Annotated in this window: 13 protein-coding genes, 2 rRNA genes and 1 pseudogene; 9 read left to right on the top strand and 7 right to left on the bottom strand. The window is 65.6% G+C overall.

What is annotated here, in order from left to right; translation table 11 throughout:
* Positions 1–4 precede the first annotated feature (4 nt).
* Entirely contained in the window at positions 5–2,227 is a 2,223-nt protein-coding gene (glgB, locus tag ACXYX3_RS18180) for a 1,4-alpha-glucan branching protein GlgB (protein WP_458608498.1), read from the top strand.
* A 91-nt stretch (positions 2,228–2,318) separates the two neighbouring features.
* On the opposite strand, the gene ACXYX3_RS18185 is transcribed toward glgB, so the two are convergent.
* The 3 genes from ACXYX3_RS18185 to ACXYX3_RS18195 all read right to left on the bottom strand — a co-directional run bounded on the left by ACXYX3_RS18185 (position 2,319) and on the right by ACXYX3_RS18195 (position 4,882).
* Positions 2,319–3,224, bottom strand: coding sequence for a tetratricopeptide repeat protein (locus ACXYX3_RS18185; RefSeq protein WP_241207762.1), 906 nt, complete (start codon positions 3,222–3,224; stop codon positions 2,319–2,321).
* 25 nt (positions 3,225–3,249) lie between these two features.
* Positions 3,250–3,636 carry a DUF3817 domain-containing protein gene (locus ACXYX3_RS18190; RefSeq protein WP_458608499.1) on the bottom strand — a complete coding sequence of 129 codons (387 nt, stop codon included), beginning with the start codon at positions 3,634–3,636 and terminating at the stop codon, positions 3,250–3,252.
* 64 nt (positions 3,637–3,700) lie between these two features.
* Positions 3,701–4,882: an acetyl-CoA C-acetyltransferase gene (locus tag ACXYX3_RS18195; RefSeq protein WP_458608500.1), complete on the bottom strand. Its 1,182-nt coding sequence runs from the start codon at positions 4,880–4,882 to the stop codon at positions 3,701–3,703.
* A gap of 93 nt (positions 4,883–4,975) precedes the next feature.
* Between ACXYX3_RS18195 and mce the strand changes: the two genes are divergently transcribed.
* Positions 4,976–5,449 (top strand): methylmalonyl-CoA epimerase, encoded by a 474-nt coding sequence (gene mce, locus ACXYX3_RS18200; protein ID WP_241207759.1) that lies wholly within the window; start codon positions 4,976–4,978, stop codon positions 5,447–5,449.
* Positions 5,450–5,461: 12 nt separating this feature from the next.
* On the opposite strand, the gene ACXYX3_RS18205 is transcribed toward mce, so the two are convergent.
* Both ACXYX3_RS18205 and nucS read right to left on the bottom strand, forming a co-directional pair.
* The gene (locus ACXYX3_RS18205) at positions 5,462–5,752 is read right to left on the bottom strand and encodes a hypothetical protein (protein ID WP_458608501.1); all 291 of its coding nucleotides are present in this window, start codon (positions 5,750–5,752) and stop codon (positions 5,462–5,464) included.
* Positions 5,752–6,423: an endonuclease NucS gene (gene nucS / locus ACXYX3_RS18210; RefSeq protein ID WP_241207757.1), complete on the bottom strand. Its 672-nt coding sequence runs from the start codon at positions 6,421–6,423 to the stop codon at positions 5,752–5,754. The genes ACXYX3_RS18205 and nucS overlap by 1 nt, the downstream gene beginning before the upstream one ends.
* A gap of 46 nt (positions 6,424–6,469) precedes the next feature.
* Between nucS and ACXYX3_RS18215 the strand changes: the two genes are divergently transcribed.
* The 7 genes and pseudogenes from ACXYX3_RS18215 (at position 6,470) to ACXYX3_RS18245 (ending at position 15,861) form a co-directional block, all read left to right on the top strand.
* Complete coding sequence (locus ACXYX3_RS18215; protein ID WP_241207756.1) at positions 6,470–8,083, top strand: adenylate/guanylate cyclase domain-containing protein; 1,614 nt, start codon at positions 6,470–6,472, stop codon at positions 8,081–8,083.
* Positions 8,084–8,189: 106 nt separating this feature from the next.
* A complete protein-coding gene (locus tag ACXYX3_RS18220) occupies positions 8,190–9,284 on the top strand; it encodes an acyl-CoA dehydrogenase family protein (protein ID WP_458608502.1) in 1,095 nt (364 codons plus the stop codon).
* A 1-nt stretch (position 9,285) separates the two neighbouring features.
* Positions 9,286–10,478 (top strand): annotated as a pseudogene (locus ACXYX3_RS18225) (acyl-CoA dehydrogenase family protein).
* Between the two features lie 5 nt (positions 10,479–10,483).
* Positions 10,484–12,829 carry a CaiB/BaiF CoA-transferase family protein gene (locus tag ACXYX3_RS18230; RefSeq protein WP_458608503.1) on the top strand — a complete coding sequence of 782 codons (2,346 nt, stop codon included), beginning with the start codon at positions 10,484–10,486 and terminating at the stop codon, positions 12,827–12,829.
* A gap of 55 nt (positions 12,830–12,884) precedes the next feature.
* Positions 12,885–13,817 (top strand): LysR family transcriptional regulator, encoded by a 933-nt coding sequence (locus tag ACXYX3_RS18235; RefSeq protein WP_458608504.1) that lies wholly within the window; start codon positions 12,885–12,887, stop codon positions 13,815–13,817.
* A 56-nt stretch (positions 13,818–13,873) separates the two neighbouring features.
* Entirely contained in the window at positions 13,874–15,358 is a 1,485-nt protein-coding gene (locus tag ACXYX3_RS18240) for a DNA-3-methyladenine glycosylase 2 family protein (RefSeq protein WP_458608505.1), read from the top strand.
* The gene (locus tag ACXYX3_RS18245) at positions 15,358–15,861 is read left to right on the top strand and encodes a methylated-DNA--[protein]-cysteine S-methyltransferase (RefSeq protein ID WP_458608506.1); all 504 of its coding nucleotides are present in this window, start codon (positions 15,358–15,360) and stop codon (positions 15,859–15,861) included. The genes ACXYX3_RS18240 and ACXYX3_RS18245 overlap by 1 nt, the downstream gene beginning before the upstream one ends.
* Positions 15,862–15,923: 62 nt before the next feature.
* On the opposite strand, the gene rrf is transcribed toward ACXYX3_RS18245, so the two are convergent.
* Positions 15,924–16,036: ribosomal RNA gene (rrf, locus tag ACXYX3_RS18250) — 5S ribosomal RNA — on the bottom strand.
* A 108-nt stretch (positions 16,037–16,144) separates the two neighbouring features.
* Positions 16,145–19,267, bottom strand: a 23S ribosomal RNA gene (locus ACXYX3_RS18255).
* Between the last annotated feature and the right edge of the window lie 188 nt (positions 19,268–19,455).

The following is a 19,455-nucleotide window of genomic DNA, read 5'->3' on the forward strand; positions in this document are numbered from 1 at the left end:
CGAGATGGCCAAAGCGTCGAAGACGACCAAAGAGATCGACAGCCCGAATCTGCGGCCGCACACCGCCGATCTGAACCGGCTGCTCGCCGGCGAACACCACGACCCCCACTCGGTCCTGGGCGCCCACGAGTACGGCGACCACACCGTCATCCGGGCTTATCGCCCGCATGCCGTGACCGTCGCCGCCCTCATCGGCGGAGTGCGCTATCCGCTGCAGCACATCGAAGCCGGGCTGTTCGCGGTCGCGGTGCCGTTCACCGATCTGATCGACTACCGGCTCGAGGTCGACTACTCGGGCGACGAGTCCGGGTTCGTGCACACCGTGGCCGATCCGTACCGTTTCCTGCCGACGCTGGGCGAGGTCGACCTCCATCTGTTCGCCGAGGGCCGCCACGAGCGGCTCTGGGAGATCCTCGGTGCGCATCCCCGCGCCTTCGAGACCCCCGACGGCGTGGTCAGCGGCGTGTCGTTCGCCGTGTGGGCGCCGAATGCCAAGGGCGTCAGCGTGATCGGCGACTTCAACCACTGGGGCAACGAGGCGCAGATGCGGGTGCTCGGCTCCACGGGCGTGTGGGAGTTGTTCTGGCCGGCCTTCCCCGAGAACGGCCTGTACAAGTTCCGGGTGCACGGCGCCGACGGAGCGGTCACCGAGCGCGCCGACCCGATGGCGTTCGCCACCGAGGTCCCACCGCAGACGGCGTCGAAGGTGTTCGCGAGCGACTACACCTGGGCCGACGATCAGTGGATGGCCGACCGGGCGCTGCGCAACCCGGTGTTCGAACCGATGAGCACCTACGAGGTACACCTGGGCTCCTGGCGGCCGGGGCTGAGCTATCTCGAACTCGCAGAACAGCTCACCGCCTACGTGGTCGAGCACGGCTTCACCCACGTCGAGATGCTGCCCGTCGCCGAGCATCCCTTCGGCGGATCGTGGGGCTATCAGGTGACCTCGTACTACGCCCCGTCATCGCGATTCGGTACGCCCGATGAGTTCCGCCACCTGGTGGACATGCTGCACCGCGCCGGTATCGGCGTGATCGTGGACTGGGTCCCCGCCCACTTCCCCAAGGACGCGTGGGCGCTCGGCCGGTTCGACGGCACAGCGCTCTACGAACACGGCGATCCCCGTCGCGGCGAGCAATTGGACTGGGGCACCTACGTATTCGACTTCGGTCGAGCGGAGGTGCGGAACTTCCTGGTGGCCAACGCGCTGTACTGGCTGCAGGAGTACCACGTCGACGGGCTACGGGTGGACGCCGTCGCCTCGATGCTCTACCTCGATTACTCCCGGCCCGAGGGTGGCTGGACGCCGAACATCTACGGCGGCCGGGAGAACCTGGAGGCCGTGCAGTTCCTGCAGGAGATGAACGCCACGGTCCACAAGATCAACCCGGGCATCGTGACGATCGCCGAGGAATCCACGTCATGGCCGGGTGTCACTCGGCCGACGAACCTCGGCGGTCTCGGCTTTTCGATGAAGTGGAACATGGGCTGGATGAACGACACGCTGGAGTTCATCAAGCGTGATCCGATCCACCGCAGCTTCCACCACGGCGAGATCACGTTCTCGATGATCTACGCGTTCAGCGAGAACTTCGTGCTGCCGATCAGCCATGACGAGGTGGTGCACGGCAAGGGCACGCTGTGGGGCCGGATGCCCGGCAATGACCACATGAAGGCGGCCGGCATCCGCGGGCTGCTGGCCTACCAGTGGGCGCATCCCGGGAAACAGCTGCTGTTCATGGGACAGGAGTTCGGTCAGCGGGCCGAATGGTCCGAGGAGCGTGGCGTCGACTGGTGGCAGCTCGACGAGCAGGGCTTCTCCGACGGCATCCTGCGGATGATGACCGACGCGAACGGCATCTACCGCAGTCGCCGCGCGCTGTGGTCGCGCGACACCAGGCCCGAGGGATACTCCTGGATCGATGCCAACGACTCGGCCAACAACGTGCTGAGCTTCCTGCGCTTCGGCGACGACGGCTCGATGATGGCGTGCGTCTTCAACTTCTCGGGCTCCGAGCACAGCAGCTATCGGCTCGGCCTGCCGCATGCCGGGCGCTGGCGCGAGGTGCTCAACACCGACAGCGACAACTACCACGGGTCCGGCATCGGCAACTACGGTGCGGTCGAGGCGACCGACGAGCCGTGGCACGGACGCCCCGCATCGGCGGTCATGGTGCTGCCGCCACTGGCGGCGCTGTGGTTCGAGCCGGAACAACCCGCCTGATTGTCGGCCGCGTTCTTCCGGCGAGCAGACGCAACCTCGAGTGTTTCGAGCCCTGATTCGCTCGAGGTTGTGTCTGCTCGCGGGAGAAAAATCAGTAGAGGGCGTTGGCCAGGTTGCGTCGGCCGGCGACGACCTCGGGGTCGGCGGGATCGAACAGGTCGAACAGTTCGATCACCCGGGTGCGCGCCCGGCTGCGCTCGTCGCCCGCCGTCCGCTTGATCAACCCGATGAGCCGATCGAAGGCCGCGGTCACGTCCTGGTTGAGGATCTCCACGTCGGCGGCGGCCAGTGCTGCGTCGACGTCGGTCGGGTCAGCATCGGCGCGCGCCACGGCATCCTGCGGATGTGTCGTGGCCCGCTGCAGAAAATCGATCTGCCGCACCGCTCCTTTGGCTTCCGCATGCTGCGGATCGGACTCCAGGATCGCTTGGTAGGCGCTGCGGGCCGCGTCGAAATCGCCCTGGTCGAGCAGTGCGCGCGCGTTGTCGAGCACCGGATCGGCCTGCTCGCCGTCGTCGGAACCGGGGCCGCCGCTGAGCTTCCCGGCCGTGGCGTCGAGCAGCGAATCGACCCAGCGACGAAGTTGGTCGGGCGGCTGCATGCCCTGAAAGCTCGACAGTGGCTGGCCGGCGGCCAGTGCGACCACGGTCGGAACGGCCTCGACGCCGAACATCTGCGCCACCCGAGGCGTCGTGTCCACGTTCACGGTGGCCAGCGACCACTTCCCACGGTCGGCTCCGGCCAGCTCGCCCAGGATGCCGGCCAGCTGGACGCTGGAGTCACTGCGCGGGGACCAGAGCAGTACGACGACGGGCACTTCGTTGGATCGCACGAGCACTTCGGCCTCGAAGTTGACCTCGGTCACCTCCACCCCGCCAGGCGCGCCTCCCGACGGCGCGGAGCGGGCGTCGGCACCGGTGGCCGGGCGCTGCTTGAGTGCTGACAGATCGACGGCGCCCGCCAGGGCAGGCGAGATGCGGGGTCCAGGACGTGTCACAGAGCCAAGTCTGTCACGACTCTCCTCAGGTGGTTTCCGGCGCCGTCCGTCCTGCCTGTCCGCCGCCCACGGCGATGGATCGTGACCCGGCCACATGGCCCATCCGACCGGTCCGATCAGCCCATATGAGGAAGATCACACTGCCCAATGGCACGATGCTGCCCAGCAACGCCAGCAACCAGGTGCCGGGGCGCCACCTGAGCGCCAGACCGGTGAGCACCGCCGCTGCGACGAAGGCGATGAACACGCCGCCGTGGATCGGACCGAAGATCTTCACACCGACCTCGGTGCGTGGTGTGCCCAGGTACTTGAAGTACATGCCGGCCAGTAGGCCGATCCAGGACAGTGCCTCTGCGAAGGCGATGAGCCGGAACCACGCCGCGGCACTGCGGACGTCGAATGCGCGAGTCATGGCGCCATTGTGCCGCAGGGCCGCCCCAGCTACTACAGAGTGTCGTTGTGGGCGCCGTCGTCGGTCAGGGCCGGCGCAGGATCAGCGCGTCACCCTGTCCGCCCGCACCGCACAGGGCGGCCACCGCGTAACCGCTGCCGCGGCGAGCCAGCTCCAACGCCGCGTGCAGCGTGATCCGCGCACCGGACATACCGATCGGGTGACCGATGGCGATGGCACCGCCGCTGCGGTTGACCTTATCCGGGTCGACGCCCAGTTCCTTGGTCGAAGCCAGGGCGACCGCGGCGAAGGCCTCGTTGATCTCGATGACGTCGAGCTGGTCGAGCGAGATGCCCTCCTTGGCGATCGCCTTCTTGATGGCGTTGGCCGGCTGGCTCTGCAGCGTCGAATCCGGGCCCGCGACCACACCGTGGGCGCCGATCTCGCACAGCCAGGTCAGACCCATGTCCTGCGCCTTCGCCTTGCTCATCACCACCACGGCACATGCGCCGTCGGAAATCTGGGAGGCCGAACCCGCGGTGATGGTGCCGTCCTTGCGGAACGCCGGGCGCAGACCCGCCAGGGACTCGACGGTGGTGTCGGCGCGGACTCCCTCGTCTTCGGTGAACTCGATCGGGTCGCCCTTGCGCTGAGGGATCGCGACGGGAACGACCTCGTCGGTGAAGACGCCGTCCTTCCAGGCCCGGGCTGCTTTCTGATGGGAGTTCGCGGCGAATTCGTCCTGTTCGGCGCGGGTGAACTTGTCGACGTCGTTGCGTTGCTCGGTCAGGGCGCCCATCGGCTGGTCGGTGAACACGTCGTGCAGCCCGTCGTAGGCCATGTGGTCGAGCGCGGTCACGTCGCCGTACTTGTAGCCCGACCGGCTGTGCATCAGCAGGTGCGGCGCCTGGGTCATGGACTCCTGGCCGCCGGCCACCACGACGTCGAATTCGCCGGCCCGGATGAGCTGATCAGCGAGCGCGATCGAGTCGATCCCCGACAGGCACATCTTGTTGATGGTCAACGCCGAGACGTCCCAGCCGATGCCGGCGGCGACGGCGGACTGACGCGCCGGCATCTGACCCGCGCCGGCGGTGAGCACCTGACCCATGATCACGTACTCGACAGCCGAGGCGGGCACGCCGGCCTTCTCGAGAGCACCGCGGATCGCGACGGCGCCGAGATCACTGCCGGAGAAGTCCTTCAGCGAACCCATCAACTTGCCCACCGGGGTGCGGGCCCCAGCAACGATCACCGACGTCGTCATGACTACCTCCACCTGAGTTTCGAGCGGCTGCCAAGAGGCTATCCGCAGTGACCGATCTATTCGAAACCGATCTTGTTAGGTAACTTCGCTGTTATGACCGCCGAGCAGACTGACGCCCGTCCTGTACTGGCCACCGCGCTGGTCACCGCCATCGACCACGTCGGTGTCGCCGTGCCCGATCTGGACGCGGCGATCAGGTGGTACCACGACCATCTCGGCATGATCGTGCTGCACGAAGAGGTCAACGAGGAGCAGGGCATTCGCGAGGCGATGCTGGCTGTGCGGGGTGCGCCGGTCGGCAGCACCCAGATCCAGCTGATGGCGCCGATCGACGACGAGTCGACCATCGCGAAGTTCCTCGACAAGCGCGGGCCCGGCCTGCAGCAGTTCGCGTACCGGGTCAGCGATCTCGATGCGCTCAGCGATCGACTGCGCGAGCAGGGCGTCCGGTTGATCTACGACGCGCCGCGACGCGGTACCGCGAATTCGCGGATCAACTTCATCCACCCCAAGGACGGCGGCGGCGTTCTGATCGAGCTCGTCGAACCGGCCACCGGTTCGCACTGACACACCCGCTGATCAGGACCAGCGTCGCGTGGGCCCTCGGGTCGCGCGATGCGTCCAGCACGGTGTGTGCCAGTGCCGGCGATCATCGACACTCGCCTCCCCCGCATCCGCCCGCCACACCACCACATGGGCGGTGGCCGGTCGGATCTCGTGATCGCAGCCCGGGCAGCGGTACACCTTGACCGCCCTCGCTGCTGGCACCGACCGCACCTCGTAGTCGTAGCCGTCGGGGCCCGTCTCGATCCGGCGCGCAGCGGGTAAAGGTGTGTGGCGCCGTGGTTTTCGCGCCGGGCGCCGGCCCATCAGAACAGCCGGAACTCGTCGTTGTCCATCCCGCGCATCTTGTCGTAATCCAGAGTGAGACAGCGGATTCCGCGATCGGTCGCGAGAGTACGGGCCTGCGGTTTAATCTGCTGAGCGGCGAACACCCCGGCCACCGGCGCCAGCAGCGAGTCCCTGTTCATCAGCTCGAGGTATCGGGTGAGCTGCTCGACACCGTCGATCTCACCGCGGCGCTTGATCTCCACGGCCACCGAGCGGCCCTGCTCGTCGCGGCACAGCAGGTCGACCGGTCCGATCGGGGTCATGTACTCCCGTCGCACCAGCGTGTATCCGGCGCCGAGCAGCTCCACGTGCTCGGCCAGCAGAGCCTGCAGGTGCGCCTCGACGCCGTCTTTCACCAGTCCCGGATCGACGCCGAGCTCGTGGCTGGAGTCGTGTTCGATCGCCTCCACGGTGATGCGCAGCTGTTCTCCCGCCTTGTTCTCGACCACCCACACCGGCGTCTCGCCGTCGGACTGCTCGGAGACCCAGCACGGCGGCGACATCCAGTTCAGCGGCTTGTAGGCACGGTCATCGGCGTGCACGCTCACCGAACCATCGGACTTGAACAACAGCAGTCGTTTCGCCGACGGGAGATGAGCGGTGAGGCGGCCGACGTAGTCGACGGTGCAGTGGGCGATCACGAGACGCACCGAACCACCATAGATGGCCGCGTCACTCACTAGGCTGACGCAACATATGAACGCCACGACGAGCGTGCCTCACCGGTTGGGCAAGGTGCTGGAACGGGTGACCCGGCAGAGCGGTCGGTTGGGCGACACCCCCGACTACGGCTCCTGGTTGCTGGGTAAACCCGACGAGAACCAGGCGCGGCGTCGCATCCGCATCCAGATCATCCTGACGTTCTTCCTGCTGTTCACCAACATCCTGGGCATCGGGGTGTCGCTGCTTCTCAACACCGTCGCCATCCCGGTGCCGAGCGTGTTCACCGATGCACCCGCATGGTTGACGTTCGGCGTAGTGCCCGCGTACCTCTTCGTGGCGCTGATCCTCGGCACGGTGTGGATCACGGCCCGAACCGTGAATTCGCTGCGGTGGGCGCTCGAGGAGCGCACACCCACCCGGGAGGATCAGCGCAACGTGTTCCGCGCGCCGGCCCGCGTCGCGAAGAGCGCGCTCATCCTGTGGGGCGTCGGCACCGCATTGCTGACGCTTCTGTACGGCCTGCAGGATTCCGCGTTCATCCCGCGGTTCCTGTTCGCGGTGGGTTTCCCGGGGATCGTCGTGGCGACCGCGTGCTACATGATCACCGAGTTCGCGCTGCGGCCCGTCGCCGCCCAGGCGCTCGAGGCGGGCCGCCCGCCGCGCCGGCTGACGCACGGCGTGATGGGGCGGACGATGACGGTTTGGCTGCTGAGCTCCGGGGTCCCCGTGCTGGGCATCCTGCTGCTCGCGATCTTCGCGCTGTCGCTGAGCAACCTCTCCAGCACCCAGTTCGCGGTGGCGGTGATGATCATCGCGCTGGTCGCGTTGATCTTCGGGCTCATCCTGATGTGGCTGCTCTCCTGGTTGATCGCGACCCCGGTGCGGGTGGTGCGGTCAGCGCTCAAGCAGGTCGAGGACGGGGATCTGGACTGCAACCTCGTGGTGTTCGACGGCACCGAACTCGGTGAGCTGCAGCGCGGTTTCAACGCCATGGTGCACGGTCTGCGCGAGCGGGAGCGGGTGCGCGACCTGTTCGGGCGCCACGTGGGCCGGGAGGTCGCACTGGCCGCCGAGAAGCAGCAGATCGAGCTGGGCGGCGAGGAGCGCTATGCCGCCGTCATCTTCATCGACATCATCGGGTCGACGAAGCTGGTCACCAGCCGGCCTGCCGTGGAGGTGGTCGAGTTGCTCAACCGCTTCTTCGACGTCGTGGTGGACGAGGTCGACAAGCACCACGGGCTGGTGAACAAGTTCGAGGGCGACGCCGTGCTCGCGGTGTTCGGTGCACCGGTGCCGCTGGAGAATCCCGAAGCCGAGGCGCTGGCGGCGGCGCGCGCGATGGCGCGCCGGCTGCGCGCCGAAGTGCCGGAATGCGACGCCGGCATCGGGGTCGCGGCCGGTCAGGTCGTGGCGGGCAACGTCGGCGCCAAGGAGCGGTTCGAATACACAGTGATCGGCGAGCCGGTCAACGAGGCGGCGCGGCTGTGCGAGCTGGCCAAGAAGGTCGACGGTCATCTCGTCGCGTCGTCGGACGCGGTGACCAAGGCGACCGAGGACGAACGTGAGCGCTGGACCCTCGGCGAGACGGTGACCCTGCGGGGACACTCCGAGCCCACCCGCCTGGCCACGCCGGTCGGTGAGCCCTGATCGGTTCGCATGTCTCGATGCGACATCCACCGGTGTCGGGATCGGTGATGGACAGCGAGCAGGCGGACCCCCACGATGGTGGGCGCGACCCGAGGGAGGCGTTGAGATGACGTTGGATGTGGCCGAACTGGCTGAGCTCTCCGCCGCGGTCAGCGACCTGTTGGCCGACAAATGCACCGAGGCCGACGTGCGCCGCGTCATGGACTCCGAGGACGGGTTCGATCGCGCGCTGTGGGCTCGACTGGCCGACCAGGGTGTGCTGGGCATGTTGGTCGCGCCCGAGCACGGCGGACTCGGATTCGGCGCCGCCGAAGTCGAGGCAGTCGCCGAGGAGACCGGCGCGGCATTGCTGCCCGCACCGTTCATCTCCAGCTCCGTGCTGGCCGTCGCGCTGATCAACGCGGCGGGTTCCGACGAGGACAAAGCCCGGCTGTTGCCCGGGCTGGCCGACGGTACGACGATCGGCACGGTGGCGGTGACCGGCCCGGCCGGGTCGTGGGAGCCGGGCGGCGTCGACGTGCGGGCGGCCTCCGACGGCGCCCTCACCGGCTCCGCGCATTACGTCACCTGGGGACATGTCGCCGACGTGGTGCTGGTCGTCGCACGGACCGACGACGGGATCGGGGTGTTCGAGGTCGAACCGGCCGCACCGGGGTTCGAGCGCCGCGCCGCAACGGTTTTCGATCAGACCGTTCGGCTGTCGACGATCACGTTGGCAGGCACGTCGGCCAGGAGGCTGGGCGCCGCCGGGTGGGAGGCGGTGAGCGACGCGCTGGACCACGCGATCATCGCATCGGCGGGTGAGCAGGTCGGTGGGGCACGGCACATCTTCGAGATGACGGTCGACTACCTGAAGACCCGCATCCAGTTCGGGCGGCAGATCGGCAGCTTCCAGGCGCTCAAGCACATATCCGCAGATCTGCTCCTGGACCTGGAGAACGCCACCTCCGCCGCCCGCCACGCCGCCGCCGAGCACGCCGATGGCAGCGAGAATGCCTCCGGCGCAATCGCGTTGGCAGGATTCGCGTGCGCCGAGGCCTATCAGACCATCGCGCTGCAGGCCATCCAGATGCACGGCGGGATCGCCTTCACGTGGGAGCATCCCGCGCACCTCTACCTGCGGCGCGCCCGCACCGGTCTGCACCTGTTCGGCGGCACCCGCCTGCATCGCGAACGCTACCTCGTCTCGAAAGGCGCCTGAGATGACCGACGAGACGCCACCCGACGCTGACGAGCTCCGCGTCGAGGTTCGAGAGTGGTTGCGCGACAACTGGTCCCCGTTGCCCGCAAGCAGCGACCCGTGGGTGAGTTCGCCGGAACGCATCGCGTGGATGGAGAAGGTGCTCGACGCCGGCTACGCGGTGCCGACATATCCGATCGAGTGGTTCGGCCGTGGCTATCCCAACAGGCTGGCCGCCGTGATCGCCCAGGAGTTCGCCGCCGTCAAGGCGCCGGGCTCTCGGCAGGACAGGTACAACATCGCGGCCAACACCGTGCTGGCGCTGGGCACCCCGCGTCTGCGTGAGGAGCTGTTGCGGAACTTCCTCGTCGAGCGCGCCCGCACGTGCCTGCTCTACAGCGAACCCGGCGCCGGTTCCGACCTCGCCGCGGTGCGTACGACGGCGGTCCGCGAAGGCGACCAGTGGATCGTCAACGGTCAGAAGGTGTGGACCTCGGGCGCCCAGACCGCCGAGTACGCGCTGCTGTTGGCCCGCACCGATTGGGAGGTACTCAAGCACAAGGGACTCAGCCTGTTCATCCTGCCCATGAAGCAGGCCGGGATCGACGTGCGCCCACTGGTGCAGATCACGGGCGAGACGCACTTCAACGAGGTGTTCATCACCGATGCGCGCGTGTCCGACGACTACCTGCTCGGCGGGCAGGGCAACGGGTGGCGCGCACTGCAGACCGCACTGGCCTATGAGCGTTCGATCATGGGAGACGGCAACCGTGGATCGCGGAACCGCACGGCGGACAGCCTGATCGAGTTGGCGAGAGAGAACGGCGTTCTCGGCGATCAGGCGCTGCGTCATGAGTTGGCATCGGCGTTGGCCATGCGGGAACTCAACCGGCTCAACAATGCGCGCGCCAAAGCAGCGGCGACCCAGGGCACGTCCAGCTCCATCATGTCCCTGGGCAAGCTCGCGATGTCGCGGATCCTGCACACGGAGGCAGCACTCAAGACCCAGATCATCGGGGCTCAGGCCCTGCTGGCAGGCGCAGAGCACCCCTGGCCGACGACGTGAACTTCCTGACGCTCAACGCGTTCTTCACCTCGATCGGTGGCGGCACCGACCAGATCCAGCGCAACATCATCGGTGAACGGGTGCTGGGATTGCCGAAGGAGCCCGACCCCGACCGCGACATACCGTTCCGGCAGGCTCGCCGAAGCTGACCGACATGCGCACCGCTGCCTACGATCCGCCGCTGGCGGGACTGCGGATCGTGGACGCCTCCAGCGGCCCGATGACCGCGATCGGGCGCCTCTACGCCGACCTGGGGGCCGAGGTCATCGTCCTGCAGATGCCGGGCGTCACCGTCGACGAGCCCGTCGGTCCCCACGTCGCGTCGGTACCGGTGCAGACCGCGATCGATCGCCACGGACTGCCCACCGTGCACATCCATGGGTCGGAAGCGTTGCGCCGCAAGCAGTTCGACGACCTCGTCGCCGACGCCGACATCTTCATCGAGAGCACCCGTCCGGGTTCGGACGCGGAGGCGGCCCTCTCGATACACGCGGTGCGAGCCCGGCACCCGGCGTTGGTGATCCTGTCGCTCAGCGATTTCGGCCGCGACAACGACTGGGCGCACTGGCGGGCCACCACACCGGTGTTCCACGCACTCAGCAGCGAGCTGTCCCGCTCCGGCATTCCCGGCCGCGCCCCGCTGATCCCGCCTGTCGAGCTGCCCTATCAGGTGGCCGCCGCCCAAGCCGCGGCGATCACACTCGCCGTGTTCCTCGATCGATTACGCACCGGCGACGGCGATCTCATCGACTTCGCGGTGCTCGACGGCGCGATGCAGACGCTGGACCCCCCGTTCGGGACGGCCGGCAGCGCATCGGCCGGTGTCGCGCTGAGCGCCCAACAGCGCGACTGGAACGCCGAGCGGCAGCGCTATCCGATCTTCGCCTGCAGGGACGGCCACGTCCGCATCTGCATCCTGTCGAAACGCCAGTGGCGCGGCATGTTCGCGTTGATGGGCAGCCCGCAGGAGTTCGCCGACCCGTCCTACGACAAGCTCGGCAAACGCTTCCACTCACCCCAGCTGCAGGAGGCGATCGAACGGTTCTGCGCCGACAAGACCCGCGCCGAACTCGAGGAGCGCGGGCAGGCACATGGCGTGCCGACCGCCGCGGTCCTCACGTTGCCCGAGGCACTGGCCGCCGACCATTTCACCGCCCGCGGCTTCTTCCGCGATGTCGAACTGGCGCCGGGTGTGGTGGCGCCGATCCCGGCCGGCGTCTGCGAGATCGACGGTCACCGCGCGACCGCAACAGAACAGCGTCGGCAGGAGCGCATCGCGTCCGCACCGATCCTCGGCGCGCGGCAGCGCCCGGGCCGAGGCCTGCCGCTCGAGGGTCTGCGTGTCCTGGACCTCGGCGTGATCGTGGTCGGCGCGGACACGGGGCGATTCTTCGGCGACCTCGGCGCCGATGTCGTGAAGATCGAACACTCGGCGCACCCCGACGGCTTGCGCCTGGGCAAGCCGACTTCGATGACCCAGCCGTACGCGGCCGGACACCGCAACAAGCGCTCGATCGGGATCGATCTGCGCTGTGACGAGGGCCGAGCGCTGGCGCACCGGCTGGTGCAGTGCAGCGATGTCGTGCTGACCAACTTCAAACCTAGAGTGGCCGCGGCGCTGGGCATGGACCACGCGACATTGCGTGAGATCAACCCCGAGATCGTGGTCGTCGACAGCTCGGCGTTCGGCCCGACCGGACCGTGGGCCGCGCGGCTCGGCTACGGGCCGCTGGTTCGGGCCGCGGTCGGGTTCACCGATCTGTGGGTGTACCCCGGTGAACCCGACACGTTCTGTGACACCGTCACCGTCTACCCCGACCATGTCGCGGCCCGCATCGGGACCGTGGCAGCACTGGCCCTGCTGATCCGCCGGGAGCGCACCGGACACGGTGGCGCCGCGAGCATTTCGCAGGCCGAGGTGATGCTCACCCATCTCGCTGCCGACATCGCCGCCGACGCCCTGCGACGCTCCGGACACGTCGACACCGGCCCGACACCACCCGACGAACTGTCGGGTGTTTACGCGGCCGCAGGCGACGACGAGTGGGTGGTGGTGACGCCACGTACCGACGACGACGTGGCCGCACTGGCCTCGGCCGTCGGCACCCCCGGCGCCACGGGGCGACGGCTCGACGACGCGTTGCGGACGTGGACGGCAGGCAGATCGAAGACGGACGTGATGACGGAGCTCCAGGGCGCGGGCGTCCCTGCCGGCGCGGTGCTGCGCGCCGACGAAGTGCCCGGCTTCGGGTATTACCGGCAGCGGCGGATGTTCCGCGAGGAGCTGCACCCGTTCGGGCCTGCACCGTTCGTGCTCGAGAACGTCCAGATCCACAGCGCCCGAGTGGCAGATCCGCCGTTGGGGCAGGCACCGCTTCTCGGTGAGCACACCGCTGAGATCGCCACTGAACTCCTCGGCCTCGATCCGGCGCAGATTGCCGCCTTGCACGACCGGGGCGTGCTGGAGACTCCCCACATGGACACCGCTGCCCCACGGTGACGGGGTGGCCGCGGCGATCTCGTAGCATGCCCGTAGGTCTTTCGACGGGCAGGGAATGGACATCGACTTCACCAGGCTCAGGTACTTCGTCGCCGTCGCCGACGAACTGCATTTCGCGCGGGCCGCCGACACGTTGATGATCACCCCTCCTCCGCTGAGCAAGCAGATCAAGTTGCTCGAAAAACAGCTCGGGGGTGAGCTTTTCGAGCGCGGCTATCACGACGTACGCCTGAGCCCCCTGGGGCAGCGGCTCATCGGACCTGCGCGGGAAATCTTGCGTCAGGTCGAAGACTTCAAGGCAGCGGCCGTGCAAGGGGTGCACGGGCCGGCTTCGCTCCGGGTCAGCGCCACGGCGTACGCGCCGTCGGATCTGCTCAGTCAGCTGGAAGCGGTGATCGCCGGGTGCCCGAGCCCGGTCGAGTTCAGCATGCCCGGCTCCGCTGCGGAGGTGACCGCGACGCTGATCGCGGGGCGCGCGGAGCTCGGCGTGATCCATCTGCCCGCCACCGACAAACGCCTGCGATCCCGGGTCGTCGCCAGCTATCGGGGCGGGATCGCCGTGCGCTTCGACGACCCGTTGGCAGACAGAGATGTCGTGGCAATCGAGGAGCTGCGTGACCGCGAGGTCGCCATCGACTTCGCGCGGCCGAACCCCGTGGTGCTGGCCGGGCTGACCCGACGCCTCAACCGCCGCGGCGTCCATCGGATCGTGCGCACCACCAACCGCCGTGGCGGCGAAGTCGAGATGGCCACCCAGGTCTTCAACCGGCACCTGGTCGCGGTGGTGAGCTATGCCCCCGACTCCTTCATCGGCAAGATCTTCTCGCCGCCCGAGTTCGCGCTGATCCCCATCGACGAGAACAGTTGGGCGCCCGCGGAGATCGCGTTGGCATGGGAGCCCGAGCGGCTGGGGGAACGGCTGGGTGATGTGGAGCGGATGGTCGAGCGAATCGCCGACCGGATGGGCCCGGTGCGCCGCCACGCCTGAACTGCGATGTCGCTTTTCCGCTAGTTCTCTCGTGGGCCGCGTGTCATTGTCGAGGTATGCACTCCGACTTCGACCGCTGTTACCGCGCCGTCCAGGCCAAGGACGCGCGGTTCGACGGCTGGTTCGTCACCGCGGTGCTCACCACGAAGATCTATTGCCGGCCGAGTTGCCCCGCTCGACCGCCGTTCGCCCGTAACGTTCAGTTCTTCCCCACCGCCGCGGCGGCGCAGCGAGCGGGTTTCCGTGCGTGCAAGCGATGCAGGCCCGACGCCTCACCGGGATCACCGGAATGGAACGTCCGCGGGGACGTCGTGGCGCGGGCGATGCGCCTGATCGCCGACGGCACGGTCGATCGCGACGGCGTCGGCGGACTGGCAGCGCGGCTGGGCTACACAGTGCGGCAGCTGGAACGCCTGATGCAGGCCGAGGTCGGGGCAACGCCGCTGGCTCTCGCCAGAGCACAGCGCACTCAGATGGCGCGGGTGCTCATCGAGACCACCGACATGCCGTTCAGCGACGCCGCGTTCGCCGCCGGGTTCGCCAGCATCCGACAGTTCAACGACACGGTCCGTGAGGTCTGTGATCTGACACCGACCATGCTGCGCCGGCGCGCTCGCGATCGGTTCGGCGACGATGCGGGCGGCCGCGGCGTGCTGTCGCTGAGATTGCCGGTGCGGACACCATTCGCCTACGAAGGGGTCTTCGGTCACCTCGCTGCGACCGCGATACCGGGCGTCGAGGAGACACGCGACGAGACGTACCGGCGCACCCTGCGACTGCCCCATGGCAGCGGCATCGCCGAGCTCACCCCACATCCCGATCACGTCCGGTGTCTGCTGCGGCTCGCGGACTTCCGCGATCTGCCTGCCGCGATCGCACGCTGTCGCCGCCTGCTGGATCTCGACGCCGATCCCGAGGCCGTCGTCGACGCGCTCAGTCACGACGAGCGGATGGCCGCGGTGGTCGCGAAGGCGCCGGGACAACGTATTCCGCGAAGCGTCGACGAGCACGAACTGGCGTTGCGCGTGGTGTTGGGGCAACAGGTCTCGACAGCGGCCGCGCGAACCCATGCGGCTCGATTGGTTGCGGTCTATGGACATTCGGTCAGCGATCCCGGCGGGAGCCTGACCCATACGTTCCCGTCGACCGAGGACCTCGGCGACATCGACATGCGCCATCTGGCGGTGCCGAAAGCGCGTCAGCGCACCGTCACGGCGTTGATCGACGCTCTGGGAAGTGGTGCGCTGGTGCTGGACGCGGGAACCCCGTGGGACCGCGGTCGGGAGCGGATGTTGGCGCTGCCCGGCATCGGGCCGTGGACGGCCGAGATGATCGCCATGCGCGGCCTCGGCGATCCCGATGCGTTTCCGGCAACGGATCTCGGCGTCCTGGTCGCTGCCCGTCGTCTCGGGTTGGCCGAGGATGCGAAGACTCTCACCGCATACAGCGAGCGCTGGCGACCGTGGCGTTCCTATGTGACACAACATCTTTGGACAACGCTCGAGCACTCGGTCAATCAATGGCCGCCGAAGGAGAAATGATGGAGAGCATGAAGTACCGCACTGTGGAGAGCCCCATCGGTGTGCTCACACTCGCCGGCGTGGGGATGCGATTGCGGCATGTGCGGATGGTCGACCAGACCTATGAACCGAACCGGGACGGTTGGGAACGACGTGATGACGCATTCGCCGACGTCGTTCAGCAACTCGACGAGTACTTCGGCGGTGAGCGGCAGGAATTCGATGTGGAGCTGGACCTGGTCGGCACCGAGTTCCAGCGCACGGTATGGGCTGCGCTGCAGACGATCCCGTACGGCGAGACGCGGTCGTACGGCGAGATCGCCGCACAGATCGGAGCACCCGGCGCGTCTCGGGCCGTCGGACTGGCGAACGGACACAACCCCATCAGCATCATCGTTCCGTGCCATCGGGTCATCGGCGCCAACGGCAGCCTCACCGGTTACGGCGGTGGACTCGACCGAAAAAAGTTGCTGCTCGGTATGGAGAAGAGGTACGCGCCTGCCGGCGCCACCCTCTTCGATTGATGCGCCGATACACAAATGCCTGTGCCCCCAACAGAATTGGGGGGCACAGGTCTTAAATGTGTGTTCGGCGGTGTCCTACTTTTCCACCCGTGTGGGTAGTATCATCGGCGCTGGTAGGCTTAGCTTCCGGGTTCGGGATGGGTCCGGGCGTTTCCCTGCCGCTATGGCCGCCGTAACTCTATTCACTTTTACAGTGATCCCCTTGTGGGGAAGTTTATAGCCCCTGTTTTTTGGTGGTGGGGGTGATGTGTGGTTTGTGGGTGTGGTTGCGAGTTTTTGGGGTTGTTGTAAGTTTTCGGCCGGTTAGTGCCAGTTCCCTGCGACTATTACTAGTCTTCTAGGTCTGGTCTATCGATCCCGTGGTCTGCGGGGGGCCTTATCCCACTTGATGGGTGAGAAGCCTGGTCTTGGAGGGGGTTTCCCGCTTAGATGCTTTCAGCGGTTATCCTGTCCGAACGTGGCTATCCAGCGGTGCCCCTGGTGGGACAACTGGTGGACCAGAGGTTCGTCCGTCCCGGTCCTCTCGTACTAGGGACAGATTTCCTCAAGCTTCTGACGCGCGCGGCGGATAGAGACCGAACTGTCTCACGACGTTCTAAACCCAGCTCGCGTGCCGCTTTAATGGGCGAACAGCCCAACCCTTGGGACCTGCTCCAGCCCCAGGATGCGACGAGCCGACATCGAGGTGCCAAACCATCCCGTCGATATGGACTCTTGGGGAAGATCAGCCTGTTATCCCCGGGGTACCTTTTATCCGTTGAGCGACACCCCTTCCACTCAGAGGTGCCGGATCACTAGTCCCGACTTTCGTCCCTGCTCGACATGTATGTCTCGCAGTCAAGCTCCCTTGTGCACTTACACTCACCACCTGATTGCCGTCCAGGTTGAGGGAACCTTTGGGCGCCTCCGTTACTTTTTAGGAGGCAACCGCCCCAGTTAAACTACCCACCAGGCACTGTCCCTGAACCGGATATACGGTTCGAGGTTAGAGGCCCAATACGATCAGAGTGGTATTTCAACAACGACTCCACAATCACTGGCGTGACTGCTTCATAGTCTCCCACCTATCCTACACAAACCGTATCGAGCACCAATACCAAGTTGTAGTGAAGGTCCCGGGGTCTTTTCGTCCTGCCGCGCGTAACGAGCATCTTTACTCGTAATGCAATTTCGCCGAGTCTATGGTTGAGACAGTTGAGAAGTCGTTACGCCATTCGTGCAGGTCGGAACTTACCCGACAAGGAATTTCGCTACCTTAGGATGGTTATAGTTACCACCGCCGTTTACTGGGGCTTAAATTCTCCGCTTCACCCTTGAAGGGTTAACAGGTCCTCTTAACCTTCCAGCACCGGGCAGGCGTCAGTCCGTATACATCGTCTTGCGACTTCGCACGGACCTGTGTTTTTAGTAAACAGTCGCTTCTCACTGGTTTGTGCCACCCACTCACGCTCAGAACCGCGAGGGTTCGTCACGCCGTGTGGGTCCCCCTTCTCCCGAAGTTACGGGGGCATTTTGCCGAGTTCCTTAACCATAGTTCACTCGTACGCCTTGGTATTCTCTACCTGACCACCTGTGTTGGTTTGGGGTACGGGCCGTGTATGCGCTCGCTAGAGGCTTTTCTCGACAGCATAGGATCACCGAATTCGCCTCACTCGGCTATGCATCACCTCTCAGGATATGTGAGATCCGGATTTGCCTAGATCTCTCCCTACAGGTTTGCCCCAGTATTACCACTGACTGGTACGGCTACCTTCCTGCGTCACCCCATCGCTTGACTACTACCACCGAAGGTCCCGCGCAGCACCAGAAACCATCACCCCGAAGGGATCCGTGGATCTGGATTTGGGCGGTTAGTACCGGTGATTCATCAGGGACGCTCATACACGGGTACGGGAATATCAACCCGTTGTCCATCGACTACGCCTGTCGGCCTCGCCTTAGGTCCCGACTCACCCTGGGCGGACTGGCCTGGCCCAGGAACCCTTGGTCTTTCGGCGGGCAAGGTTCTCACTTGCCTTATCGCTACTCATGCCTGCATTCTCACTCCCACACCCTCCACCACTCGATCACTCGGCGGCTTCACCGGATGCAGGACGCTCCCCTACCCAGCGTATGAATACGCTGCCGCGGCTTCGGCGGTGTGCTTGAGCCCCGCTACATTATCGGCGCACAATCACTTGACCAGTGAGCTATTACGCACTCTTTCAAGGGTGGCTGCTTCTAAGCCAACCTCCTGGTTGTCTTCGCGACTGCACATCCTTTTCCACTTAGCACACGCTTAGGGGCCTTAGCCGGCGATCTGGGCTGTTTCCCTCTCGACGCACGGAGCTTATCCCCCGCCGTCTCACTGCCGCATTACACCGTGTCGGCATTCGGAGTTTGGCTGACGTCAGTAACCTTGTGAGGCCCATCGGCCATCCAGTAGCTCTACCTCCGACACGAACACTGCGACGCTGCACCTAAATGCATTTCGGGGAGAACCAGCTATCACGGAGTTTGATTGGCCTTTCACCCCTACCCACAACTCATCCCCTCAGTCTTCAACCTAAGTGGGTTCGGGCCTCCACGCGGTCTTACCCGCGCTTCACCCTGGCCATGGGTAGATCACTCCGCTTCGGGTCCAGAACACACCACTACACCACACACTATTGTGTGGATACGCCCTATTCAGACTCGCTTTCGCTACGGCTACCCCACCCGGGTTAACCTCGCGACATGTCCCTGACTCGCAGGCTCATTCTTCAAAAGGCACGCCATCACCCCACTCAAAGAGAAGGCTCTGACGGATTGTAAGCGCACGGTTTCAGGTACTCTTTCACTCCCCTCCCGGGGTACTTTTCACCATTCCCTCACGGTACTAATCCGCTATCGGTCACTGAGAAGTATTCAGGCTTACCGGGTGGTCCCGGCAGATTCACAGCAGATTCCACGGGCCCGCTGCTACTCGGGGAAAACATTTCACGAAAGCCGTCAGATTTTCGGATACGGGGCTCTCACCCTCTCCGGCAGGCCATCCCAGACCACTTCACCTAACCCCACGGTTGATCACTTTCGCTCCTCTCGGCGGAGAGAAGAAGAAACGCCCCACAACACCGCACACACAACCCCCGCCGGGTATCACATGCACACGGTTTAGCCATCCTCCGCTTTCGCTCGCCACTACTCACGGAATCACTATTGTTTTCTCTTCCTACGGGTACTGAGATGTTTCACTTCCCCGCGTTCCCCCCTGCACCCTATGTATTCAGATACAGGTAACACGACATCACTCGTGCTGGGTTTCCCCATTCGGACACCCTCGGATCCACGCTCGGTTGGCAGCTCCCCGAGGCATATCGCAGCCTCCCACGTCCTTCATCGGCTCTCAGTGCCAAGGCATCCACCATGCGCCCTTAAACACTTACAACACAAAACCAAAAAATGAGTCATCACCCACACACACCCCGAAAAGCACGTGCGGGTATCAGAAAAATTTGCATTACATGCTGACCACACACAGCCCACAAAAAGCCATGCACAATCAGATGCTCGCAACCACTATCCACAAATCAAACACCACACCCCACCACCAAAGCAGGGCAACAACAACACCTC

Source organism: Mycobacterium sp. Panama NTM2 (genome assembly GCF_054355555.1).

Excerpts from the sequence above, each read along its gene's own strand:
- glgB (WP_458608498.1), top strand. The coding sequence starts at position 5 with ATGGCCAAAGCGTCGAAGACGACCAAAGAGATCGACAGCCCGAATCTG.
- ACXYX3_RS18190 (WP_458608499.1), bottom strand. The coding sequence starts at position 3,636 with ATGACTCGCGCATTCGACGTCCGCAGTGCCGCGGCGTGGTTCCGGCTC.
- ACXYX3_RS18195 (WP_458608500.1), bottom strand. The coding sequence starts at position 4,882 with ATGACGACGTCGGTGATCGTTGCTGGGGCCCGCACCCCGGTGGGCAAG.
- mce (WP_241207759.1), top strand. The coding sequence starts at position 4,976 with ATGACCGCCGAGCAGACTGACGCCCGTCCTGTACTGGCCACCGCGCTG.
- ACXYX3_RS18205 (WP_458608501.1), bottom strand. The coding sequence starts at position 5,752 with ATGGGCCGGCGCCCGGCGCGAAAACCACGGCGCCACACACCTTTACCC.
- ACXYX3_RS18215 (WP_241207756.1), top strand. The coding sequence starts at position 6,470 with ATGAACGCCACGACGAGCGTGCCTCACCGGTTGGGCAAGGTGCTGGAA.
- ACXYX3_RS18220 (WP_458608502.1), top strand. The coding sequence starts at position 8,190 with ATGACGTTGGATGTGGCCGAACTGGCTGAGCTCTCCGCCGCGGTCAGC.
- ACXYX3_RS18230 (WP_458608503.1), top strand. The coding sequence starts at position 10,484 with ATGCGCACCGCTGCCTACGATCCGCCGCTGGCGGGACTGCGGATCGTG.
- ACXYX3_RS18235 (WP_458608504.1), top strand. The coding sequence starts at position 12,885 with ATGGACATCGACTTCACCAGGCTCAGGTACTTCGTCGCCGTCGCCGAC.
- ACXYX3_RS18240 (WP_458608505.1), top strand. The coding sequence starts at position 13,874 with ATGCACTCCGACTTCGACCGCTGTTACCGCGCCGTCCAGGCCAAGGAC.
- ACXYX3_RS18245 (WP_458608506.1), top strand. The coding sequence starts at position 15,358 with ATGGAGAGCATGAAGTACCGCACTGTGGAGAGCCCCATCGGTGTGCTC.